Origin of the sequence: Pyrofollis japonicus (genome assembly GCF_033097485.1) — an archaeon.
In the GTDB taxonomy this organism is placed as follows: domain Archaea; phylum Thermoproteota; class Thermoprotei_A; order Sulfolobales; family Pyrodictiaceae; genus Pyrofollis; species Pyrofollis japonicus.
The window spans coordinates 1,489,690-1,510,861 of sequence record NZ_AP028634.1 but is presented as its reverse complement, the minus strand read 5'-3'; the positions used below and the strand labels follow the sequence as shown (position 1 = coordinate 1,510,861).

General features: G+C 44.7%; 20 protein-coding genes. 3 read left to right on the top strand and 17 right to left on the bottom strand.

Going from position 1 to position 21,172, the window contains the following annotated elements; translation table 11 throughout:
* Positions 1–3: 3 nt before the first annotated feature.
* The 7 genes from SBG41_RS07945 to SBG41_RS07915 all read right to left on the bottom strand — a co-directional run bounded on the left by SBG41_RS07945 (position 4) and on the right by SBG41_RS07915 (position 7,709).
* Entirely contained in the window at positions 4–1,473 is a 1,470-nt protein-coding gene (locus tag SBG41_RS07945; protein WP_317895013.1) for a type II secretion system F family protein, read from the bottom strand.
* Positions 1,474–1,644: 171 nt separating this feature from the next.
* Complete coding sequence (locus SBG41_RS07940; protein ID WP_450088471.1) at positions 1,645–3,252, bottom strand: type II/IV secretion system ATPase subunit; 1,608 nt, start codon at positions 3,250–3,252, stop codon at positions 1,645–1,647.
* A gap of 175 nt (positions 3,253–3,427) precedes the next feature.
* Positions 3,428–4,141: an ATPase domain-containing protein gene (locus SBG41_RS07935; RefSeq protein WP_317895011.1), complete on the bottom strand. Its 714-nt coding sequence runs from the start codon at positions 4,139–4,141 to the stop codon at positions 3,428–3,430.
* Positions 4,142–4,154: 13 nt separating this feature from the next.
* The gene (locus tag SBG41_RS07930) at positions 4,155–4,619 is read right to left on the bottom strand and encodes a hypothetical protein (protein WP_317895010.1); all 465 of its coding nucleotides are present in this window, start codon (positions 4,617–4,619) and stop codon (positions 4,155–4,157) included.
* 8 nt (positions 4,620–4,627) lie between these two features.
* Positions 4,628–5,140, bottom strand: coding sequence for a hypothetical protein (locus SBG41_RS07925; RefSeq protein ID WP_317895009.1), 513 nt, complete (start codon positions 5,138–5,140; stop codon positions 4,628–4,630).
* A gap of 22 nt (positions 5,141–5,162) precedes the next feature.
* Positions 5,163–5,906, bottom strand: a complete 744-nt coding sequence (locus SBG41_RS07920) for a BAR domain-containing protein (RefSeq protein WP_317895008.1) — start codon at positions 5,904–5,906, stop codon at positions 5,163–5,165.
* A 1,176-nt stretch (positions 5,907–7,082) separates the two neighbouring features.
* Positions 7,083–7,709, bottom strand: coding sequence for an archaellin/type IV pilin N-terminal domain-containing protein (locus tag SBG41_RS07915; RefSeq protein ID WP_317895007.1), 627 nt, complete (start codon positions 7,707–7,709; stop codon positions 7,083–7,085).
* 200 nt (positions 7,710–7,909) lie between these two features.
* Here SBG41_RS07915 and SBG41_RS07910 point away from each other — a divergent pair, with 200 nt between their 5' ends.
* A complete protein-coding gene (locus SBG41_RS07910) occupies positions 7,910–8,767 on the top strand; it encodes a winged helix-turn-helix domain-containing protein (RefSeq protein WP_317895006.1) in 858 nt (285 codons plus the stop codon).
* 171 nt (positions 8,768–8,938) lie between these two features.
* Here the strand turns inward: SBG41_RS07910 and SBG41_RS07905 are convergent, their stop codons facing one another.
* The 5 genes from SBG41_RS07905 to SBG41_RS07885 all read right to left on the bottom strand — a co-directional run bounded on the left by SBG41_RS07905 (position 8,939) and on the right by SBG41_RS07885 (position 14,802).
* The gene (locus tag SBG41_RS07905; RefSeq protein ID WP_317895005.1) at positions 8,939–9,646 is read right to left on the bottom strand and encodes an acetate--CoA ligase family protein; all 708 of its coding nucleotides are present in this window, start codon (positions 9,644–9,646) and stop codon (positions 8,939–8,941) included.
* Between the two features lie 104 nt (positions 9,647–9,750).
* The gene (locus SBG41_RS07900; RefSeq protein WP_317895004.1) at positions 9,751–10,401 is read right to left on the bottom strand and encodes a CDP-alcohol phosphatidyltransferase family protein; all 651 of its coding nucleotides are present in this window, start codon (positions 10,399–10,401) and stop codon (positions 9,751–9,753) included.
* Positions 10,376–11,131: an NTP transferase domain-containing protein gene (locus tag SBG41_RS07895; protein ID WP_317895003.1), complete on the bottom strand. Its 756-nt coding sequence runs from the start codon at positions 11,129–11,131 to the stop codon at positions 10,376–10,378. Before SBG41_RS07895 ends, SBG41_RS07900 begins: the two co-directional genes overlap by 26 nt.
* A 258-nt stretch (positions 11,132–11,389) precedes the next feature.
* Positions 11,390–13,276, bottom strand: a complete 1,887-nt coding sequence (locus SBG41_RS07890) for a CBS domain-containing protein (RefSeq protein WP_317895002.1) — start codon at positions 13,274–13,276, stop codon at positions 11,390–11,392.
* A gap of 86 nt (positions 13,277–13,362) precedes the next feature.
* Positions 13,363–14,802: a phytoene desaturase family protein gene (locus tag SBG41_RS07885; protein ID WP_317895001.1), complete on the bottom strand. Its 1,440-nt coding sequence runs from the start codon at positions 14,800–14,802 to the stop codon at positions 13,363–13,365.
* 229 nt (positions 14,803–15,031) lie between these two features.
* Here SBG41_RS07885 and speE point away from each other — a divergent pair, with 229 nt between their 5' ends.
* Entirely contained in the window at positions 15,032–15,883 is an 852-nt protein-coding gene (speE, locus tag SBG41_RS07880) for a polyamine aminopropyltransferase (RefSeq protein WP_317895000.1), read from the top strand.
* Between the two features lie 32 nt (positions 15,884–15,915).
* Here speE and SBG41_RS07875 read toward each other — a convergent pair whose 3' ends face one another.
* The 4 genes from SBG41_RS07875 to yciH form a co-directional block, all read right to left on the bottom strand.
* Positions 15,916–16,308, bottom strand: a complete 393-nt coding sequence (locus SBG41_RS07875) for a helix-turn-helix domain-containing protein (protein ID WP_317894999.1) — start codon at positions 16,306–16,308, stop codon at positions 15,916–15,918.
* A 156-nt stretch (positions 16,309–16,464) separates the two neighbouring features.
* A complete protein-coding gene (gene lysS / locus SBG41_RS07870; protein ID WP_317896512.1) occupies positions 16,465–18,087 on the bottom strand; it encodes a lysine--tRNA ligase in 1,623 nt (540 codons plus the stop codon).
* 242 nt (positions 18,088–18,329) lie between these two features.
* The gene (locus tag SBG41_RS07865) at positions 18,330–19,256 is read right to left on the bottom strand and encodes a transcription initiation factor IIB family protein (protein WP_397470799.1); all 927 of its coding nucleotides are present in this window, start codon (positions 19,254–19,256) and stop codon (positions 18,330–18,332) included.
* 223 nt (positions 19,257–19,479) lie between these two features.
* Positions 19,480–19,791: a stress response translation initiation inhibitor YciH gene (gene yciH / locus SBG41_RS07860; RefSeq protein ID WP_317894997.1), complete on the bottom strand. Its 312-nt coding sequence runs from the start codon at positions 19,789–19,791 to the stop codon at positions 19,480–19,482.
* Positions 19,792–19,960: 169 nt separating this feature from the next.
* Between yciH and SBG41_RS07855 the strand changes: the two genes are divergently transcribed.
* The gene (locus tag SBG41_RS07855) at positions 19,961–20,104 is read left to right on the top strand and encodes a DNA-directed RNA polymerase subunit P (protein WP_397470798.1); all 144 of its coding nucleotides are present in this window, start codon (positions 19,961–19,963) and stop codon (positions 20,102–20,104) included.
* A 61-nt stretch (positions 20,105–20,165) separates the two neighbouring features.
* On the opposite strand, the gene speB is transcribed toward SBG41_RS07855, so the two are convergent.
* Positions 20,166–21,122: an agmatinase gene (gene speB / locus SBG41_RS07850; protein WP_317894995.1), complete on the bottom strand. Its 957-nt coding sequence runs from the start codon at positions 21,120–21,122 to the stop codon at positions 20,166–20,168.
* Positions 21,123–21,172: the final 50 nt, after the last annotated feature.

Sequence of the window (21,172 nt, the reverse complement as noted above, 5' to 3'; positions counted from 1 at the left end):
AATTCAGCCGGTTATTGGGGGTAAGAGGCCAGGAATTATGAGGCTTTGCGCAAGTATTTGCATAATCTTAACAGCTATGGCTGTGACCGTAGCTAGAACAGCTGCATGCAATAGTGAGATCTCAAATATGCTTCCACGAACATAGGCTATTATTATTGAGTTTAAGAGTATTAGGCTGCCAAGGAAAATGGCTATTGTCCATGCGAGCACATTCAATGGTGGAAGAGATGGCATTATGGGCAGATACTGAGAAACTTGGGGCGAAGAGTAAACTATCTGTGATAGCTGTGAGTAAAATCTCGCAAATGCTGTAATAATGTTCACTATAGCTGCAGCTATTCCTGCGACAAGGCCTTGCATAAGGTATACAACTACTTCGAACGTTCTGCTTAGTCGCTCTCTATCCCTACGTGCATCGTTTAAACGTATAAGAGTATTTGAAAGAACCATCCCTGTTTCAGCCATATCGCCTCCTGCATCAATAGTGTCAACGATTATATTAGAACTATTCAGTACATCCATACTTGCTGTCTCGGATATAAAGTATCTAAATGCAATATGTGGATCAATGCCATTAGTTATTCGTGCATGGAGTCTCCTTAGGAAGGGAGTAAGAGGCCCATAGTCTGCTACCAGTATTGATTCAAGTGCTGCTGCATAGTTTGGTAAAACCGAGAATGTTAATCCAAAACTTCTTACAAAGACTTGGTTAAAGTTATTTATCTTTTTAACAAAATTTTCAATCCTCATTGCATAGATGCCAGGTGCCATTGCTGGCAATGCAAGAGAGGGTATGACTATAAGCGGGTCCTTTGTAATAAAATATACAATTCCGCCTACTAAGGGTGCAATGGCTAGCGATAATTGAGTTATCCTATTAAGTTTTAGTATCATTGGATTTAGGACTTCTTTGCTCCGGTATATTAATGGGTCTTCAGGAGCTATCATCTTTGCTACCAACGCAAATGTCGACAACGTTATTATAATCATCGCAAGCGAGACGATGAAAATGCTTACATCCTTTCCGACAAACAATGCCAAGAGAGTAAATGTAAGGATTACAAACGCAGAAGCACTCATAAGCGTCGCATAAAGTCCTAGAAATATACGTAAAAGGTCTATTGATCTACTATAACTACTTATATACTGTCTTAGGGCCGTGGCAAGCTCAACTCGTAGAAATCTAGTAACGTCTTCACCCGTTCGGAGAACTTCGCCCAGCCTTATCAAGAAGCCCCTAAAGTATTCATTTTTCACTTCACGAGCAGCAATCCTTATAGCCCTTACAAATCCATATCCCCATTCAACTGCTATTACCGCTATTCGTCTAAGCAGCGACTGGTACTCTCCATATCCGCCAACAAGAGTGTTTAGCTCGAAAAGACGGCGTCTTTCTGGCTTACCGGTTGACACGGTGTACATGTGGAGCAACAAGTAAAGCAGTTTCAAAGTTATTTCGCGCTCGCCTGACATCGACCTAACTAGCGGTAAGATTATCCTCCAAAACGCGATTGCCAAAGTTACTAGAGAGAATAAGAAAAGACCTGAAACTCCTCGTAGAAAGTATCCCACAACGGGCGCCGCCAGGGACGCTAAAAAGATCGGGTCTCTAAGCCCCCGAGGGGCCAAGGCTTTCTCACCTTGCTATTGTTTTATGAACTCGCCGCGCTTGATCTTGACAAGTACATCCTCCAAGGCTTCTACTATGGCATAGGGTGCTTCCTCCTTAGAGGCTCTACGCGCATACTCCATTGTTATGGAATATATGCGTGCAAGTATTCTGAATAGCTCATAGTAGTGGAAAACCTTCTTTTCTATGAGCGCCCTAATTATCTTTGCACGGAGCTCGAGCTCGTCATATATGAGGAACATGTTTCGGCGAGACAAGCCCCTCTTAAGGCCTATCTTTTCCTCTAGAAGGTAGCTAGTGCCACGCCCCCTGAAGGTGAATCTGTCACGCACGGGATCCCAAGTGAATATCGGAATGTATAGAACAGAGTCCGTACGGGGATCGTATCCTATGATTTCGTTAACGCTTAGGACACGCCTTACAAGTACTCCCTCACGGTAGATCGCGCTCTGTATTACAACGAAGTTCAAGTTATCCATCTGCGACTTCGGGACATTTATTGGAGGAGAAGTTAGCCTCTGCACTAATCGCTCAACGCTCGCGGCGTGGAAGGTTGCTAGTACTGGGTGGCCCGTCTGCATTGCCTGGAACGCAATATTTCCTTCTGCGCCACGTATCTCGCCTACAATAATGTAGTTTGGCCTTTGACGGAGTGCTGCCTTAAGTAAGTCAAACATTGTTACACTTGTCTCTGGGTTACCTGTATCGCGTGTAAGTTCACGTACCCAATTTGGATGAGGAATGGTTAACTCAGCCGTATCCTCGATCGTGACTATCTTTGCTGTTGGGTTAATGAACGCTACTATAGCGTTCAGTGTCGTCGTCTTACCGGATGCTGTTTCGCCAGACACGAAGCCGCTATTACCCTCGAGCAATAATATCCATAGATACGCTGCAACGTATTCATCAAACGTGTTCCAGTTTACAAGCTGTGTCACACTTATCGGTATCTTGGCGACACGGCGTATGGTGAAATTGCTTCCCTGTAGGCTTACATCGCGCCCAAAGACTATGTTTATACGACTCCCGTCAGGAAGCGTAGCATCAACTATGGGTCTCGCATGGCTTACGGGTTTCCCTATTCTCTCACTGAGCTCGATTATGAAATTATCAAGTTCCTCGGCTGTCTCAAACTTAAGATTGGTTTCAAGAGGGCCAAATATCTTGTGAACTATGTATATGTAGCCGACTCCCGGGCACGATATGTCCTCTATGTACGGGTCCTTAAGCAGTGGTTCAAGTATGCCGAGCCCAGCCTTGTTTCTAAGGAGGTAGTATACCATATTATCATAATGTGCTCGGTAGACGGGTATCTTTGAGAGGGAATGAACTCTTGGAATCAGTAAGCGGTAGTCTACAGGGTAGTCTACTACCTCAGTAATCAGCTTGACTTTCTCTAGGAGAACCCTCTTTCTCTCCTCTAAATCACCGACTACGTCTTTTTCAGTTATTACTGTTGCAAGCTTTTCCTCTATTAGGTAGAATAGTTCCTTGGGTGGTTGTTCTGGCTCCACAGCGACGTACTTCCGATAACCTGACTCTGTTCCCTCTGGCGGCATATATACATGTATAAATATTCCTACATCTTCATCTATAATGTACATAACATTAATTGTTGACATTTTCCTCAGTTCACGGGGAACCTCTTTGCCATAATATGCGGGCCATCCGAGTCTCGGCACTATTTGGTTTAGGTATCTAGCTAGATGCGGGAAACGCCTACTCAGTCTGCGAAGCTCTTCAACGCCTTCCGCCCGGGTTGCAAGCCTCTGCGCCAATGCTAATCCCTCCATCGGGCTAGGACTGTGCAACAACTACTGGCACGATCTTTATCCCGAAGGCTGGATCAACATCAAACGCAAGAGTACCTTCAACAGCTTCGGGTGCACCTCTCGCCTTTACAACCTGTAACACCTTAACCGTCTTGCCGCCAACATTTGCTAGGCCAAGCTTATAGTAAACATCGCTAGCAGCACGAATAGCCTTTGCATAGCGCTCATCAACGACGCCAGCATGAAGGGTCACTACTATTGAAGATCCCTTTGACACTGCTAGCCGCGAGGCTCTTACGAATGCCGAGACATCGTCTAAGCCGATATAGTTGAGAAACAGAGTTAGAGAGTCTATTACGAATAAGCCGATATCGCCACTTCTGGAAAGGATATAGCTAAGTAATCGCTTGAAAGACTCCTTTACCGCCGAAGAACTCAGATCAAAATTAACACTATAAAGCGAGTATATGACTAGATTCCCCTTTATATAATACTTGGTCAAGTCAATCGATATTTGACGTGTCTGCGATATAAACTGCTTCGCGGTAAACTCGGTACTGAAGTATACTACCTTGAGCCCTGATGCTAGTGCCCCTCGCGTTATTTGAGCAGCAAGAGTAGTCTTTGCGGTACCATTTTCTCCCTCAATAAGCATCAACGATGGATGGGGAATCCCCCCGCCTATCCTGCTATCAAGCTCCTCGTTACCAGTAGAGAAAACGGTTAGCCCTTTGCTCATTATTATCACCTTCCTATCTTAGGCTTAGAACGGTTGACCCTAGAACGCCGTCACCATTAACAAATACTATTCTTATAGATGAACATGATTTTATTGTAGAGCGGCGTAAACTTATTATGAAACTGAGGTGATCACCGGGCTCCAGTATTTTAGTACCCTTTAGTTTATGCAGCTTAACCCAGACTACCTCATTGTTTTTAACACACTTGATATATATGATTGAACTATTACCATCAATATTAATCGATGTTGATCCTACATTATATATTGTTATGTTTAGACGCGCATTGCTACCTCTTTCTATTATTGATGCGTTCAAATCTATCTTTGATTTAGATAAATAGTTTATTTTTTCCGCTATGCTTTTAAACGATACGATGTAGTTCATATAGTACGTGTTCCACATATAGACGAACAGCATCATAGACGCTAAAAGCACAGCACCACCAATCGCCAGACCTATCGCTGTAGAAGGCATAGTATTCATCACCCGTACTTCCAAGTAAAAGTATTACCTGAGGGAAGTGCCAATACTAACCTATAAGGAGGAGTTAACGAAGTAGGCGGACATGCTATAATTAGGATCGTCTCCGATACATCCCATATTTCATTAGGTTTTTCGATATCCACGTAGGACCATTCTCCCGAGAAGCTTGACGGAGTAGTATTATATCCGGCAAAGCTCAGAAGATACGAAGAGGTCTCATTACCTAGTATTATGGTTGCGTTACCTAAATCAGCTATAGGATATGTGCCTGTATTCTTTAGATAAATATAGTGGCAGCTTGTTGAAGAGTTCACGTAGGCATCAACGAATGTTATACTTGAGCCTATGTAGGCTGCTGCCCTTGTGCCGGACTTCTTTATCTCCGAGCCCATGAGTGTTACGTTGTATATAAGTGCACTAATTATTGCCATCGATGCGGTGATAACCGCTAGTAGCATCAAGGCCTCGCCAACTGGGCTACTAATACCGCGTAGTCGCAGCTTTGCTTTCATATCGTCTTCACCGTAAGCTATGCTATTCGATAAGCATTGAGCTAATTATTGTTATTATTGTGTTATTATCCAACCCTTTTTCTTTAAGTCTTGAGACGGTCTTCACTATAGCAGCTAGTTTCTCGGCTTCTTTATCAGAAAGTATGCCTACTTTTTTATACTCGTCAATTATTTCTTCTATTATACGTGGATCTGTTTTATCCACAAGTCCTATAATTGATTTTGCAAAATTAAGCACGTTTGAAGAAGCCTTAAAAGACTGTGCAGTGCCGGGTGATGCCGCTATACTACCTGGTTGTTGAGGATTGCTTGGAGCTACAAGCGGGTTACTTAGCTCGGAAATGGCTTCGCGGAACTCAACTATAATGTTCTCCATGCTGGAGACTAGGCCCTGTAGCTCCTTACGCAGCTTACCCATATTTTCCTCTATTCTATCAAGTCGTTCAACCATTACTTTCGTGTTCTCTTCGAGTACGGTACGCATACCTTCTACAACTTTACCAACAATCCCTTCAATTACCTCTTCAGAGATACTAGGAGCAGCCATCACTGGCTGAAGCTGAGGAGCACCCTCTGCCGTTACGCTAGGTGCCATCTCTGGGGATTCTTGCGGTGCGTGTTTCTCTTCTTCGCCCTCGGGGGTCAGGGGAGCCCTTCTAATCGGGCGTTCTGCTACCCGCTCCTCGCTAAGCCCGCCTCCAAGTCTACGCAATACCGGATGCACAAATATCCTGCATATTGGACAGTTGCACCGCCAACGTGCCATTATCATCCCCCCGAGGGCGCTCTAATCATATAGTTGTAAATCTCCCCTTCCATTCTAGATATATACCTTCAAACTTGAACTTAATTATTTTTCATTTAGCCATATACCCTAAACTATATGACTGAGGTAATACAAAGAGAGGCGTACACAGAGACTAATCTCGAGATCTTAAACTTGCAATACCTACAATAGTCCAGTGCAAGCCAATAAAAAGAACAAATAGCAAGATACCGACTAGTACATAAGAGCTTATTGATGCATTAGCAAAACCTCTAACAAAAAGACCATAAAGCTCAAGAAGGCTAATTAACATTAAGACGACACCTATAATCGTATATATCAGGATAGCTGTCCGTGCCTTACTCATTTAAGACTCACCATGCACAAATCTCAATTCTTTAACACCGAAGTTGTAAATAATAGGTTTTTTAGACATTTTTGTAAACAATGCTACTTCTATGCTTTTGATATCGGATAAATCAATGTAACGAAATACGACGTAGACAACATAGTTATTATTATTAGCTTCTATAGCAATAACTGGTTTTCTAAAACTTGAAGCCAATATAAATGATTTAAAGTCGTTATATAATATAATTCGTTTTATCATACACATAATTGAATTAGTAAACGTAGCACCACAAGTTTTAAAGCTTGAATATGAATCGAAATATGAATTGTTCAACATATATAGTACATGTAGAATTCTATTTGAATCCTCGTAAACAATTACACTATAGGTATTTTCATTGAATTTAAACGAGTATGAACCTAAATTCTCTAGAGATATACAAGCATAAATTGAGTCAGAGACTTGCAAAAGGCTCTTCGTATCACAATAAGCATTTATTGTACTATTTGTTGTTCTTATTCTTATTTCGATCTTATCTATAGTCGAGTTATTTATGTTAAATGATATTTTGTATATTTTATCCTTGTACATGTAGCCCTTTACATCGTGTATTCTAACTGTATAGACACTGTCTTCTTGCTTGTTATGTAGATATCCATTTATAAACGATATGAATATGGCTAAAAATGCGAGAACCGTAATCGAGAATGATATGAATACGACTATATCTTGGCTTATCTGTGCACGAAGGTTTCGTTTACAATATTTTGATTTAAAAAAATTATTGAGCTTCATTCTTATCACCTATTTAGTTTTAGTTAAAGTTACTGGCCTAGTACTAGGTCGATCCACTGACTTGTTAGTACCGGCGGTATGCTATATCTTACTACTAGTGGTGCACCTACTGGCGGCTTGACTTCTATCTGTATCCATCCATAGGCTTCAAGAGGCGCCTTTACTACGAGTAGTGCTACATCGCCCGGCTTGAGTAGAGTGCCGGTTGTATTTGTCGCGAATACCCATGTAGCATTGTTATTGTTCAACGCGCTAAGGACTACTGTTATATTCGTTTGTTGTTTATACGAATAACTTGTATTAACAGCTGCATTTGATATCATTGCAGCTTTTCCTGTACTGTTCGCTAGTATAAGTGTTACAACTGTTTTGTTAAGATCTATTGGTGCTGCTCCAGCAGTTAGCTTAATTGGAAGCACAATACCATCTACATATGCATCGCTTTTACCAGCATTTTGTACATGTGCAAGTGCGTCACCAGCTACGTCTAGTGCTCTTGTTGCTGTGTCGTAGGCCTTTGCCATTACTTCTTTGCTCTTCTGTGCCGAGAACATACCCATGTTTATTGCTACGAATGCTAGTGCGCTGGCTACTAGGACGAACGCTATTAGGACTATTGCCGCCTCGATACCTACTATACCTCTCAGGCCTGCCATATCTAAATCACCTATTTTAGGCCCTTTTCTTGGCCATGTTATCCTGACAGGATACTGTTCCTTTTATATACTGATTTTGTTGTCGCCGGCCGGGCGAATATGGGCAGTAATATTTCTTTCGTAGAGTTTTCGCTTAGCAGACGTACAGTTTGCTTTTATCTAGCAAAACCTATCTATATTACACTCTGGGAACTAAATTGATGACCGCCATACAGCAACGACAAGTAGAAATGCTGATTGAGCGCATTGACTCGATACGTGAGCTTGATTCTGTTATAGACTTGGCTCGCGGATGGCTCCAGATTCGTATACTCATACTTCTAGGTGCCGGCGAAGCTACGGTTGACTCACTTATGACGAGGCTCTCACAGCCCCGTAAAACAATACTTGATGCTTTGAGAAAAATGAGGCAAAAAGGACTAGTGGAGGATAATAAGGGCTATTATCGCTTAACTGAGAAGGGACAACGTCTTTTCAGAATCATTCTGGGCTTGAACAGTAACGGTCTGAATAGTCCCAGTACTGTGAGGTGTAGGAGCACTACTGATGGGGCCACACCCTACGACATAATTGCTAAGACCACGCGCTACTTATACCTATACGAGGCCTTAATGGCTTTAGGGTCGTCTCCCTCTATGGAGTTATCTATTGAAACCCTTTCTTCCATTCTGCGTCTTAGTCCTCGTCAGCTCGATGATTATTTGTCCGTATACGCTAATGGCGCCCTGAAAATACTTAAGAGAAGTATTAAACAGTGCGGCGTTCTTCGTAAGAGGACATGTGTCTACTATAGACTCAATAATAATGGGCTTAAAATCCTTCATAAACTCCCCGAGTACACTAGGATTAAGCGTTCTCTTTCTAATCGTATCCTGGTAAAAATAACGCGGACCCTCCATCCAAGGCTTGTACTGAAAAGAATAACCATTGCATTATCTGTTGGATCAGCTATTGCGATGCTTCTCGTACTATTTAAGCCTGAGCTTGGTGTAATCATACTTGGTTCTTGGGTCCTCTTTATAAGCTTTATATCGTTGCTGATTGCAAAGAGCTACTGAGACCGAGAGGAACAAGTAAGGCTCCGTGATGCGGGGCTCTACCCATCCCCTCCCCGTAGGCGGGAGGGTCGTAAGCCGGGTCTCCGGGGTGCCTCTTCACCGCCATTCTAGAGTAAACGTAGACTTGGCCGTTAAAAGGTTTGGAAACAGAAACTCATTAGCCGACGTGCCTTATTTCCTTAGTATGATCCTCACGTCAACCGCGAGCGCGCCTTTGCCTTTCTCATAGCTTAGTATTGGGTTCAGATCCATTTCGGAGATTTCAGGGTTTTCCTCCATTATTCTCTGCACAGCCATTATTATGTTTACGAGTGAGTCTATGTCGCGGGGGGCTATGTTTCGGTAGCCTCTTATTATTTTGTACGCTTTTACCTCTTGTATCATCTCGTACGCGTCTTGCTCCTTGAACGGCGTTACTCTGAAGCTTACATCGCGGAATACTTCAATGAATACTCCGCCGAGGCCGAACATGACTGCAGGGCCGAAGACGGGGTCCCTCACTGCGCCAACGACTACCTCTACGGCGCCTTTCGGCGCCATCTTTTGTACTAGTACCCCCTCTATTCTTGCGTCAGGGACGTGTTTCTTGACATTCTCTATTATTTGGTTAAACGCTTTCACTGTGTCCTCTACTGTCTCAACACCAACTATTACGCCGCCAACATCGCTCTTATGTACTATGTCGGGGCTCACTATTTTCAATACTACTGGGAACCCTATCTTTTCTGCAATCTTTGCTGCTTCCTCAGCTGTTTTTGCAAGACCATAGCCTGGGACAGGTACTCCATAAGCAGCTACTAGGTCTAAGGCCTCGTGCTCTAGGAGTTTAGTACGGCCCTCGTTAAGCGCTTTCTCAATTATTTGTCTAGGAGAGGTCAAGGCTTGTTCTACCCCTCAGTTCCACCGTTTAGATTTGCTTAGAGGTTGCGAGTTAACTAGGTTTAGCCGCGACGAACAATACAATGGTAGTACTTAGCCCACTGCTACCCCATTATGTATCCTAGTAGCTCAATAGTCTTCGCTAGACTGTAGAGGAATCCTAGAAAGGCTATGACCAGGAGCGCTGCAAGAGGAGCATTGACCAGGCTTGCTAGGAACACTATGAAGAGCCTTACGTCTCTACTAGCAATTCCCGGCAACCGCCCCACTAATACGGGATGTATCCCAGCGAGTTTTTCGCCAATGCAATGAATATATGTTACAAGCAGGTCTCCTGCAAGCCCTAGAGTAGACGCGAACACCACTATCCACGTACTATAGCCTTTAACTATGCTTGCTGCCGCTAGCCCGGTTATAACAGCTATGTCAGCTAGTCTGTCAAGCATCGTATCAAATAAAGCACCCCCCTTGCTCTGCTTTTTGAGTGCACGCGCTATCTCACCATCGACGCCGTCAAGTATTGAGCCTAGCTGGACAAGTAAACCGCCAAGCCACATCGGACCCGTAGCTATCAGTAGGGCTCCAAGCGCTGTAACGAGCGCAGAGACAATACTAACCGTGTCAGGACTGGGAGGATTGGGTAGCTTCACAAGAAATGCAGTTATGCGTGTTGATACCTTTCGATTAATATACCTAGAAACTATCCCGTCGGTCGACTTTGCTAATGCCCTACCCGCGGAGCCACTCGATGACATGCTTTACCACCTTTCTCCTTCGTCCTCTAAGAACCTCTTGTAGATCTTCAATAGTATCTATCTCGGTCCATGGAAGCTGTTTAAACGAAGAGACACCTAGGCAACCAATTTGCGCAAGAGAGTCTGTTATATTGTTGAGCTTTACGACTTCTCCCCGGTCTAGACCCATAGAGGCCACAAGTGCTAGGACGCTCTCCGGCGAGACAAGATGCACACCGGTATCAATCATGTTCCAGGCAGCAAGATCTTTGCCTACACGGTAGCCCCTAATATTATCTGCAAGTATTTTTGTCGCTTCATTTACATCGATGAATTCAGGATACTCATCGCCAGCTATATAGTATGGTAAAAGAGTTGCATATCCTGCCTCAGATAAGCGCATAGCTATATAAGGCGAATATATGTGATCACTCATAGAGACAAATACATAGCCATTCTCTTTAGCGAAGCATTCTTTGAGTCCTAAGAGCATGCTATACCCGTTCTCTTTTTCAGGATGACTGTTGATTATTATGCTGGCTGAGCCTGAACCAAATATTTTGTTTGCGATGTTCTTTATCTTATCTGCTACTTCTCTCCTAGTGACAATACAAGTCTCGACTACGCCTATTGATGCCAGCACAGACAAGGGATACCATATAAGTGGGTGCCCATTTATATCTATGAGCTGTTTTGGTTTTCCCAGACGGGTACTTAGCCCAGCCGCAAGTACTAGGGAGCTACGAACCATTACTACCACCCCCAAGTCTACGGTAGCAGGACCATACAGCGAATTAGTAGCAAACTTATTGACCAATGCCATTGGCGTGTTTTAAACATGTTATTAGCATTAATAAGAGTAAGTTACGCGGTCGCCATCGCTGGGCTTCAGCATCTGTGGCTAAAACTTAGTGTCGGTGGTTTCGCTCATCCCAGGTAATGAGTATATTACTTGTCTATGTGAACCAAAAATAGTGTTTTGGAAAACATTGTAAGTGTTGCTAGCGTTTTATTTTGCTTCTGGAGGTTTTGCCTTTCTTTCCTCGACTTTGACTGTTTCGCCCCTCTCTATCCTCAGCCTTGCTGTTCTTGCTAGTTCTCTTATAATGTCAGTCTTAGTTACTACACCTACAACTTTGCCTTCCTCGTCAACTACTGGTATGCCGTCAACATTGTGCTGCTTCATTAGCTCTATTGCCTTTACAACGTCGTCGCTTGTCTTAACATATACGTTGCGGAGTGGCACCATAGCGTCTAGGACTAACAGTGGTGTCACTTTTACATAGCGGCCTTTGCGGGCTGCTCCTCTGACTAGCTTTCTAACCCATATTAGTCTGCGGCTCTTTATCCCGGTGACGGCGTCTTCATATGCTACGAAGGGTAGACGGTTGGCTGAGACGACGCCGAGTATCTGTGATCCGTCATACACTGTTAGTGCGTCAAGATAGAATGTTTGCATCTTCTTTACTGCGTGGTATAGGCTGTGATGCGGGTGAACTATGCCTATGCGGCCTGGTGTCATTATGTTCTCGACGCGCGCTCTACCCCTCATGTACTGGGCATACGCTTCTACAATATCGTCTTTTGTTATGAATCCTATTGGCTGGCCTTTTTCATCTTCAACTATGGCTACTTCCGCCTTAGACTGGGCCATCATTAGTGCCACTTTCTCGATGCTATCATCGGGTTTTACTCGAGGTATTTCAGTGTCCATTATGTAGTCGATGAAGTATCTGTCGTGTACTCTGCGCTTCCATATGGGTCCCTTAAGGCCTATTGCTCTAAGCATGCTCCACTTGCTGACGACGCCGACGATTTGTCCCTTCTCATCAACAACGAGTAAGTAGTTTGTCCTATACCGTAGCATCATTCTGCGTGCATGCTCAACCGTGTCGTTTATCGTGACCGCTGGGAGTTCTGCACGAGCAATACCTGCTGCGCTCAAGCCTACAAGGCTCTCAACTGGCGGCCGTGCGACTAAAACTTGCTGCAATACTTGCTGCGTTGTGGCGTATGTCACTCTCTCTTCAGGCTTTACCTCTATTGGAAGTGCTGCCTTCTTTGCAGGCTTTACTCTTCCCGGCTTTGCTCCTTCTAGATACGCTCTCGCGACATCGAATATGGTTATCACTCCAATTATCTTTCCTGTTTCCTCGTCTATTACGGGAAGTATTGGGAAGTCGTTTTCAACCATTATCTTAGCGACATACTGTATGGGTGTCTCTGGTGTTGCTACAGGTGCGCCTCTTAGCATTATTGTCTTGACCTTTGCTATTGATTTAAGGCCCCGCTCGCTCTCGCGGTGGAAGAACCACCTCCCTGTTGCAACGAACTCTCTAAGGGAAATAATGCCGACAGGTATTGGTTCCTCCTTGCTTCTCACAACGACCTTGCCGAGCTTACCGTGATATACAATATCGCTCCATACCTTATTGACTCGTTCATCTTGATACGTTATGTACTCTTCAAGATCCTCAGTAGTCATTACTTCCGCAACTGTTTCGGCTATGGGTTCAAACCCAGCAGCCATTAATCCTCGAACAATGTCTGCGATGCTTGCAACACCTATTACTACCGGGTTGTCCGGTGAGTCAACTACCGGAACTGCATAGACTTTTTCCTCTTCCATTCGCTTGACCACAGTCTCTATGTCGTCGTCTTTGTATGCTACTGGCCAATCAAGAGCTATGTCTTTTGCTCTCAGATGAGAATAGTGGCTCGTTATCTGTATTATCTCTCTCCAAGTAACATATCCTACTAGCTTCATTTCTTTTTCATTGTTTACTATAACTGCTATTGGCTCCTCGTTGTCGCGTAGCATAGCCCTTACGGCTGTTGCTGGTATATCAGCTGTGACGACAACACGAGGCTTTCTAGCGACCTCCCATATCTTCACTCCTGGATTCACCCCAGCAAAAGAGCTAGGAAAGCCTAGAATAAAAGAACCAACGCTCTTTTTCACTCATGCGTCAAAACCACGGCTCATGTACAGTGCTTACTATCCCAATAATTTGCTTCATTATATTTCTTATCTATATGAGCTACAAGGCTTATTCTTGGACGCACACCAAGATCGACAAGAATCCTTGTCGCCGCATTTAGTCCTGCAACACCATTTATTTCGCCGCCAGGGTAACTGCTAACGCTTCCATGGTATAGGCATGGAATCGGTGTACGATATTCACCCCATCCGGGCAAGGGGCGATTGTCAAACAAGTATTCATCAACCATTGGCACGTGGTCTGGATGGCCAGTATAGTTTTTGCAACATCTTATTTGGGTTCTCCGGTCACGTTCATCGAGAAGGATGATATCATCGTCACTAGCACCTGGCAGAACCAGTTTAGCAGGATTATCAACTATTCCGCTAAACTGAACAAGGCACTTACCGCCGACGCAATCACCATAAACATATTCACCACCGATATCACCGCGCCAATATACATAGATAGGTCTGCCCTGCCACGATTTCTCTGCGGGAGGAGAGGGCTGCCTAGCTACAACAACATCTACGCGTTTTACATTGGACCTTAGCGTTATACTCTCTCGTAGCTTCTCAAGAGCTCTTATCTCGTTCTCCGGAAGCAATTCGTAACCTTCAATATCAAGAAGCGAAGTTATGGGAGCAGAGAATAAGACTACTCGAGAGTATATAGTTTTTCCACTCGATAACTTTACCCCATTTACACGCCCACCACTAATAGAGAACCCCGTAACGCTTTCACCCAATACCAGCTTCACTCCATACTGTTCCGCGAAGCCCCTAAGGCTCTTAGAGAAAGAGGCCATTGAATATACTGGCCTATACCAGATGTTGTTGTTCTGAAGATAGTATGCCAGTACAAATCCATTTGAATAAAGCATTGATGGATAAATGAAGTAGTCCCAGTACTCCCGCGGCACAAACCACGAGAGTATCTCTGCGCTCTTATGCTCCAATACGTCGACGACATCTTTGCAAGCTTTGTCTGACTCAAGTACCTCTATGCTATAGTTAAGGCTTGGCGCTGAGGGCGTAAAGTATAGCCCCTTAGACTTGTAGCATTTCCAGAACTCCGCTATAAGATCTAAAATGCTTGGCTCAATACCGCGCTCACTTAGCTCTACTCTAAGCTTATCTTTTTTACTCCACCAGCGAAACTCTATACTCTCATCGGGCGCTAAAGCAACCCAACTAGGATCAGCATATTCTGTTCTCGGAAAAGCCTCCGGGAATTCTCTCATAAGTTCTTGAGGAACAAGTCCTATAACGTATGCATAGCGCGACGAAGGCAACCCACCCACATATTTCTGCCCAGCAAGGCCACCTAGACTGTAGTTCCTCTCGACAAGAACTACGTCTAGGCCATGCATCGCTAGTATGCCTGCAGCCAAGACACCGCTATGCCCGCCACCTACTACAACTACGTCGTGCTCACTCATTGCCCGGAATCCGGCAACACAAGTATTTTCTGGGCAGGTTTTAACTTATGGTTACACGAAAGAGCCGACAATACACGAATCCAAAGTTTTGAATCCAGGGTTACTAGCCATTATTCAAGACCAGGAGTAATGATGAGGGCCTTTAGGGCCAGAGGGAAACCGATGAACTAAGTACCCTCGGCTGAACCCATATTTTGTACCATAGTCGCTAAGAAACCGGGGTGAAGCAATGCATCAGCTAAAGGACGTGCTCCTACTCTACCAGTATAGCGGCCCCCTATCAACCATCTACTATATCGAGGACATAATATATAAGACAAAGTCGAAGTACCAAGAGATAATCATAGCCAAGCTCAAGGAATTTGGCAAGTCGCTCATACTTGACGGTCTAATACAGAGCACCGAGTACGACGAATACATATACCACGAAGCACTGGTTCATCCATCAATGATACTCCATCCAAGCCCTGAACACGTACTCGTACTCGGCGGAGGAGAGGGCGCAACCTTACGAGAAGTCTTAAGGCATAACACAGTCCAGAGAGCAGTAATGGTTGACATTGATAAAGAGGTCATTGAGGTTTCCAAAAAATACTTGCCTGAATGGCATCAAGGTGCTTTTGAGGATAGGAGGTCAGAAATAGTCGTAATGGATGGCTTTAAATACGTTGAAGAAGCAGCCTCAAAAGGAGAGAAATTCGACGTAATCATAATGGATCTAACTGATCCCTACGGCTCCGAAATAGCTGCACATCTCTATAACGTGGACGCATTTAAACTGCTCAGCAAAGTCCTCAGCAATGACGGTGTGTTAGTAACACAAGCTGGCTGCTCGTCACTATTTCCAAAAGAATTTAAACAAGTATACGAATCCGCTAAGAAAGTATTCAAATACGTCTACGAATACGTTGCATGGGTTCCATCATTTGCGTACATGAATAGCTTCATAATCGCAAGCAACAGATTTGACGCACTAGGAATTAGCCCTAATACAGTTGAGAAAAGGATCAAAGATAGAGAGTTAAAAACGCGCTACTTTAACTCAAGGCGCTATTTTGCTATGTTCTGGCTCGCCTCGTAAGCCGGGCTCAGCATTAGGGTTGAAATGCTTGTCTATGTTTTCCGCGTAACAGTTTTTTCAAGCATAGCTATTTTCTCACAAATTCCTGCAATATTCTTTACAAGTTCTAGGGGTGCTTGGTAAAGGTAAGCGCGGCCACCCCTTCTCAGAGGATACGGTCTACGAATTACAAGTGAGCGTGCATATAGGCTGCGAAGAGCGCGCCTAACTACCTCCGGGTTCCTGCCAAGGTCATTCGCTATATCCTTAGCTATACCCCCACGCTCATTAGTTATGAGATAGGCTAGTACTTGGGCCTCTTCCTCGCTTAGCGAGAATATGCACTTAAGGACACAACGAAGCCTTTGCGGGTCGAATTCGTAAGGAACTTGCTTTGCCATTAAGACCTTCCTATAGAATGTGTCTGCTAATAAGCCGGGTTCCACAAAGAGGCACCTCCTCAGAAGGCTCCAGGAATATTATTGGTCTATTGATTCTTAAAATCAGTAACGGGGGATAAGTATTGATATAGAAGATGTTATCAATACTTATTTAAAAGTAAATCAATTGGTCTTATTTATGTAACCACAATACATTATGATTTACTTGATACTCTTTAAACGATCTATTACAAAGTTTTTGTCCAGCAGAGCTAACAGAGGCGCAGCTCTTGGCCCGCTCTCTTTACCGGTAAGCACTATGTAGAAGTATTTATAGAACTCTCTTCTCGTCTTATTGTCCCAGTCCCGCGTAAACTCTATAAGCTTTTCCTTTATTCTCTCCTCATCCCATTCCTCAAGCGCCTCGAGCACTTCACCTAAACGTTGTAGCTTCTCACGATAAGGCTTAGGTATCTTCTTGGCAATGTTCTCATCCAATTGCTCTAAAATCCTAACCTTCATATACTCTGGGGCATAGAGCTGAGCCCATTTCTTCGCACGAGGTAGAAGTGTTAACAGTCTCCTAATATCGAAAGATGATGGTTTCTCGGGCATATGGCCGCTGTGCTGTAGGCGCTTAATTGCCTCCTTTTCCCAGGTGTCCTCAGGCAATATTTGTGCTAGTATGGCTACATGCGTATAGGGTGGCTGAGCAGGCATGCTGTCTGGAGGCTGCTCGCGTACATAACTTAGCTCATAGCTTCTCTTCAGCAATAGTTCTTCTTCGGGACGCCCGGTGGTCTCAACCCCATAGTATATTCGTTCGGCCTTGTAGTAGAGGCTATAGTAGTTTGGTACTTCGTGTAATCCTAGGCTTATCTTCCTCATCGGCGGCGTCCTGAGCATTAGGAATCTGAGCACTTCTGGGTGAGCAACCTCGATCCATTCACGAGGAGTAAATCCTACGAAATCACTGCTACTCATGTCTGCTTCTTCGCCGTTGGGCTTGCGCAGCGCTACCCATTCATATGGAATGCCCTCTGGTGGCTCAACTTTAAAGAGCTGCGCAAGCTCGTTGGCACTATCTCGGCTTCCACCCGGTGTAGCATGATCCTTTCCATATGGTTCAAAGTCTACGCCGAGGAACCACCACACACCAACCCATTCTATTCTCCAATTCAGCTTCCCCTCTGTTATCGGCGCCCAGCCAACATTACCGCAGTGCTTGCACTGATACTTTACCTTCTCATTATCCATATCAATTTCCGTAGCTTCAGTTGTATCTATTCTTCCGCACCGCGAACATATTGGCTCAAAGGGTATCCAGCCTTCGGGGTAAGGCTTTCTCCCCCGATACTTGTTGATGACCTTGCGCACCTCGTCTCGTCTACGCAAAACCTCTTTCACGAACTCTTTTAGCTTGCCTCTATACATGTCGGTTGTTGACACGACCTCTATTTGGCCGTCAGTAAACTCGTGCAAGTAGGGGCCGAAGTCTAGCCAGAATCTCTCAACCCAACTGCTTAGCTCGCCATAGGGATCCGGGACACGTATTAGTGGCCAACCAGTATACTTCCTGGCCTCCTCTGGGTTCGGGAAAGCCCTTAGCTGACTCTCTTTTCCTTTCCATGCATCCTGCGTGTAGAGAGTCAAGTATTGTTTTACCTTGATTCCCTTAGAGGAGAGTATCCTTCTAACCGTTTCCGGAATTATAACCTCGCCGCGCAACCGACCGACATGCTGCAAGCCCGAAACAGAAAGACCTCCATTAAACACGTAGACTTCTTTACCTCTTTTCTTTAATTTTTCCTCAAGCCACTTCGCAAGTGCATCTATCCAGTGCATTAACTCTCCGTTATACTCTACCACGGGTTCTCTAAGGAACCTCTGCTTGCGCGCTTCTGCGACACTCACGTTGATACCCCTTGAATCTCCTTGTCTAAAACCATACACTTAGCTCCTAGGCTGCCGCTATTTAAAGACTAGAAGGAAGAGTTGAAAATGCTGTAAAAATAGCGCCAAAAACATATTTCGAAAAACAAATTGTTCTGTGGCTTAGCCTCTATAGGCAAAATATCTGATAAGCATTATTGGGCAGGCAGAGGTATATTGAGCTTCTGGACAAGTTCCTTGTACCTATTGCGAACGGTCACCTCGGTTACACCAGCGGCCGCTGCTATCTCCTTCTGCGTCCTCCTCTCACCTAATTCTAGCGCCGCTATGTAGATCGCAGCGGCTGCTAATCCTGCTGGATCCTTGCCAGCTGTTAGACCCATTCTGCGAGCCTGCATTAGTATCTCCGCAGCACGGCGCTCAACAGCCGGGCTGAGCCTGAGAGCCGAAACTATTCTAGATACATACCTAATAGGATCAACTATCGGCATACGCAGCTTCAACTCGCGCACAATAAGCCTATAGCACCTTGCAACCTCTTTGCGCCCACCCTTAACGAGTTCCGCTATGTCATCAATGCTGCGCGGTATACCCCTAATACGGCAAGCAGCATATACCGCTGCAGCAGCCATTGATTCTAGGCTTCGGCCCCTTACAAGGCCTTTCTCTGCAGCCTGCCTGTAAATCATCATAGCCGTGTCAATTATGCTTCTTGGAAGATTGAGTGCATCAACGAATCTCGTTATCTCGCGCACAGCTTGCTCAATATTCTTTTCAATGCTCGTAGCTGCACGTAGTTTTGCTTGGAGCCTTCTTAGCCTACTAGCTTCAAGCCTCACGCGGGCTTCAAGCTTACGCCCAGTAGCGTCACGATAACTTGAAATAGTGGTTAGCAAGCCGTAGTCAGGAAGGGTATGTGTTAGAGGACTTCCGACACGGCTTCTACGGGTCTTCTCCTCCGGCGTGTACGCACGCCACTCGGGCCCACTATCTATTACAGTTTCTTCAACGACTTCTCCGGTAAGCGTACAAATGTACTCGCCGCGCTCCTCGTCGAAGACAATATACTCAGGCGGGCACTCACTATGCCGCTGCTCCTCGTGCCCCTCCTTGTGGAGAATATCCTCGCTCAAGGTCTAGCTACCCCCTAGAAAGCGAAACCCTTAAAGTCCCAAACATCCTATTCCTAGGGCTAAGTATTATAAACTTTTCGGTTATAGAATACGCTAATAAACAAATCCATACTTAAACATACCTAGAACCACATGGAATCTAATCTAAGAAAGGGCCACGAGAAATAAGGACTGACAAACACCGAAGCAAGTACAAAACAAGGATCGTGTATCACTCTACTATTATTATGTTTTCCTCGGGAAAGCCCATCTCGATCAGTATCTGCTTAACACGGTGACGATGGTCACCTTGGAGCTCTATTCTACCGTTCTTATAGGTTCCGCCTGTGGCTAGGCGAGACTTTAGCTGCGATGCAAGCTTCTTGAGATCTATCTCTTTTTCGTCAAGACCTTCTATTATTGTAACCTCCCTCCTATGTTTTCGTCTCTCGAGCCTTATCTTGATGACTTGTTGCTCTCTTGCCAACTGTTCGCAGAGTTCGGGAGGCAAGCCGCCACATATGGAGGATAATTCTCCACTCATAGGTTATGCATCCCTTTTTCGAATCTTGCTCGTGTTTTCGTCCGGGGCCTAGGTAATCACGAGCTATTCTTATAAGGGTTTCGCGTAGCTACCACTCGGCTAGGGAGGATTATTGGAGCTTTACGAGCCCCGCGACAATGAGTATGAGCCTATCAAGGATAAAGGACTTATACGTTATCGTTGTGGCAGGTGCGGTATGGAGTTCACAGCACTTGATTTAGAGTATATGCCGAGCATTAAGTGCCCGTACTGCGGCTACAGAGTAGTCTATAAAGTGCGTCCACCCGGAAGAAAACTCGTTAAGGCAATATAATATTCTATAACATTCTGAATGTATCTCTTATATATTCTCGCTACACACCTTCTAGGTTTTTCTATATATCCCGTCTTGGCTTATCTCCGCCTACATGTTTGCTACTTATATGTAATGCTATTAGTTCAACAGCTGTTCTCGCTGCAAGGATGGAAGTGATTCCGCTGCAGTCATGAGGCGGGGATACTTCAACTATATCTGCAGCAATAATCTTCGCATTGCTCTCCTTTATTGATTTGAATAATATGTCGAAGACCTGCCAGGGTTCAAGACCTTCGGGCTCCGGGTTTCCGACACCAGGCGCGTATGCAGGGTCGAAGACATCCATGTCTATTGATACATACACCGTGCTGCACTCAGCGGTTCGAAGCCAGCGCTTTATCCTGTCTATTGCCTCCCTTAACCCAAGTAGCCTTATGCTATGAGATGTGAGATATCGTATTCCTGCACTATTTGCATATTCGATTTCCTCTCTAGTGAAAGCCCTTACGCCCACGACGAATACCTTGTCACTCCCATATTTTTCGACTATTCTTCTGAGAACGCATGCATGGCTAAAGGGGTCCTCCATGTACTGGTTTCTTAGGTCAAAATGGGCATCAAATACAAGGAAGCATGTATCACTGTATTTTCTCTTAATTGCACCGAATGTCGCTATTGTTATGGTGTGTTCCCCGCCAAGGAATACTAAGAGCTTGTCACCACTGTATTGCTCCGCGAGCTCGTATGCTACATCTTCTATTCTTCGAAGCGCGTCCCTCGGGTTAAGTGGAAGATATATGTCGCCAAGATCGCCTATCCGGTAGTCGTCTACATCTATCATTGCTCGAAGAGAATAGAATTCAATGTTTGTTGCTGCATTGCGTATTGCTTGGGGGGCAAAACGGGATCCAGGCCTAAAGCTCGAAGTAGCATCATATGGTATTCCTACTATCAGTGCAATAGAATCCTCCGGCTTAGCCTCTACACCGCCAAAGACCATACTGCCTCTAGTGAGGTACAGATCAGCTAGCCCCACCTGCTCCACCTCTTTGGAGAACGTAAATAAAGCCTTCAAAAGACCGTGTA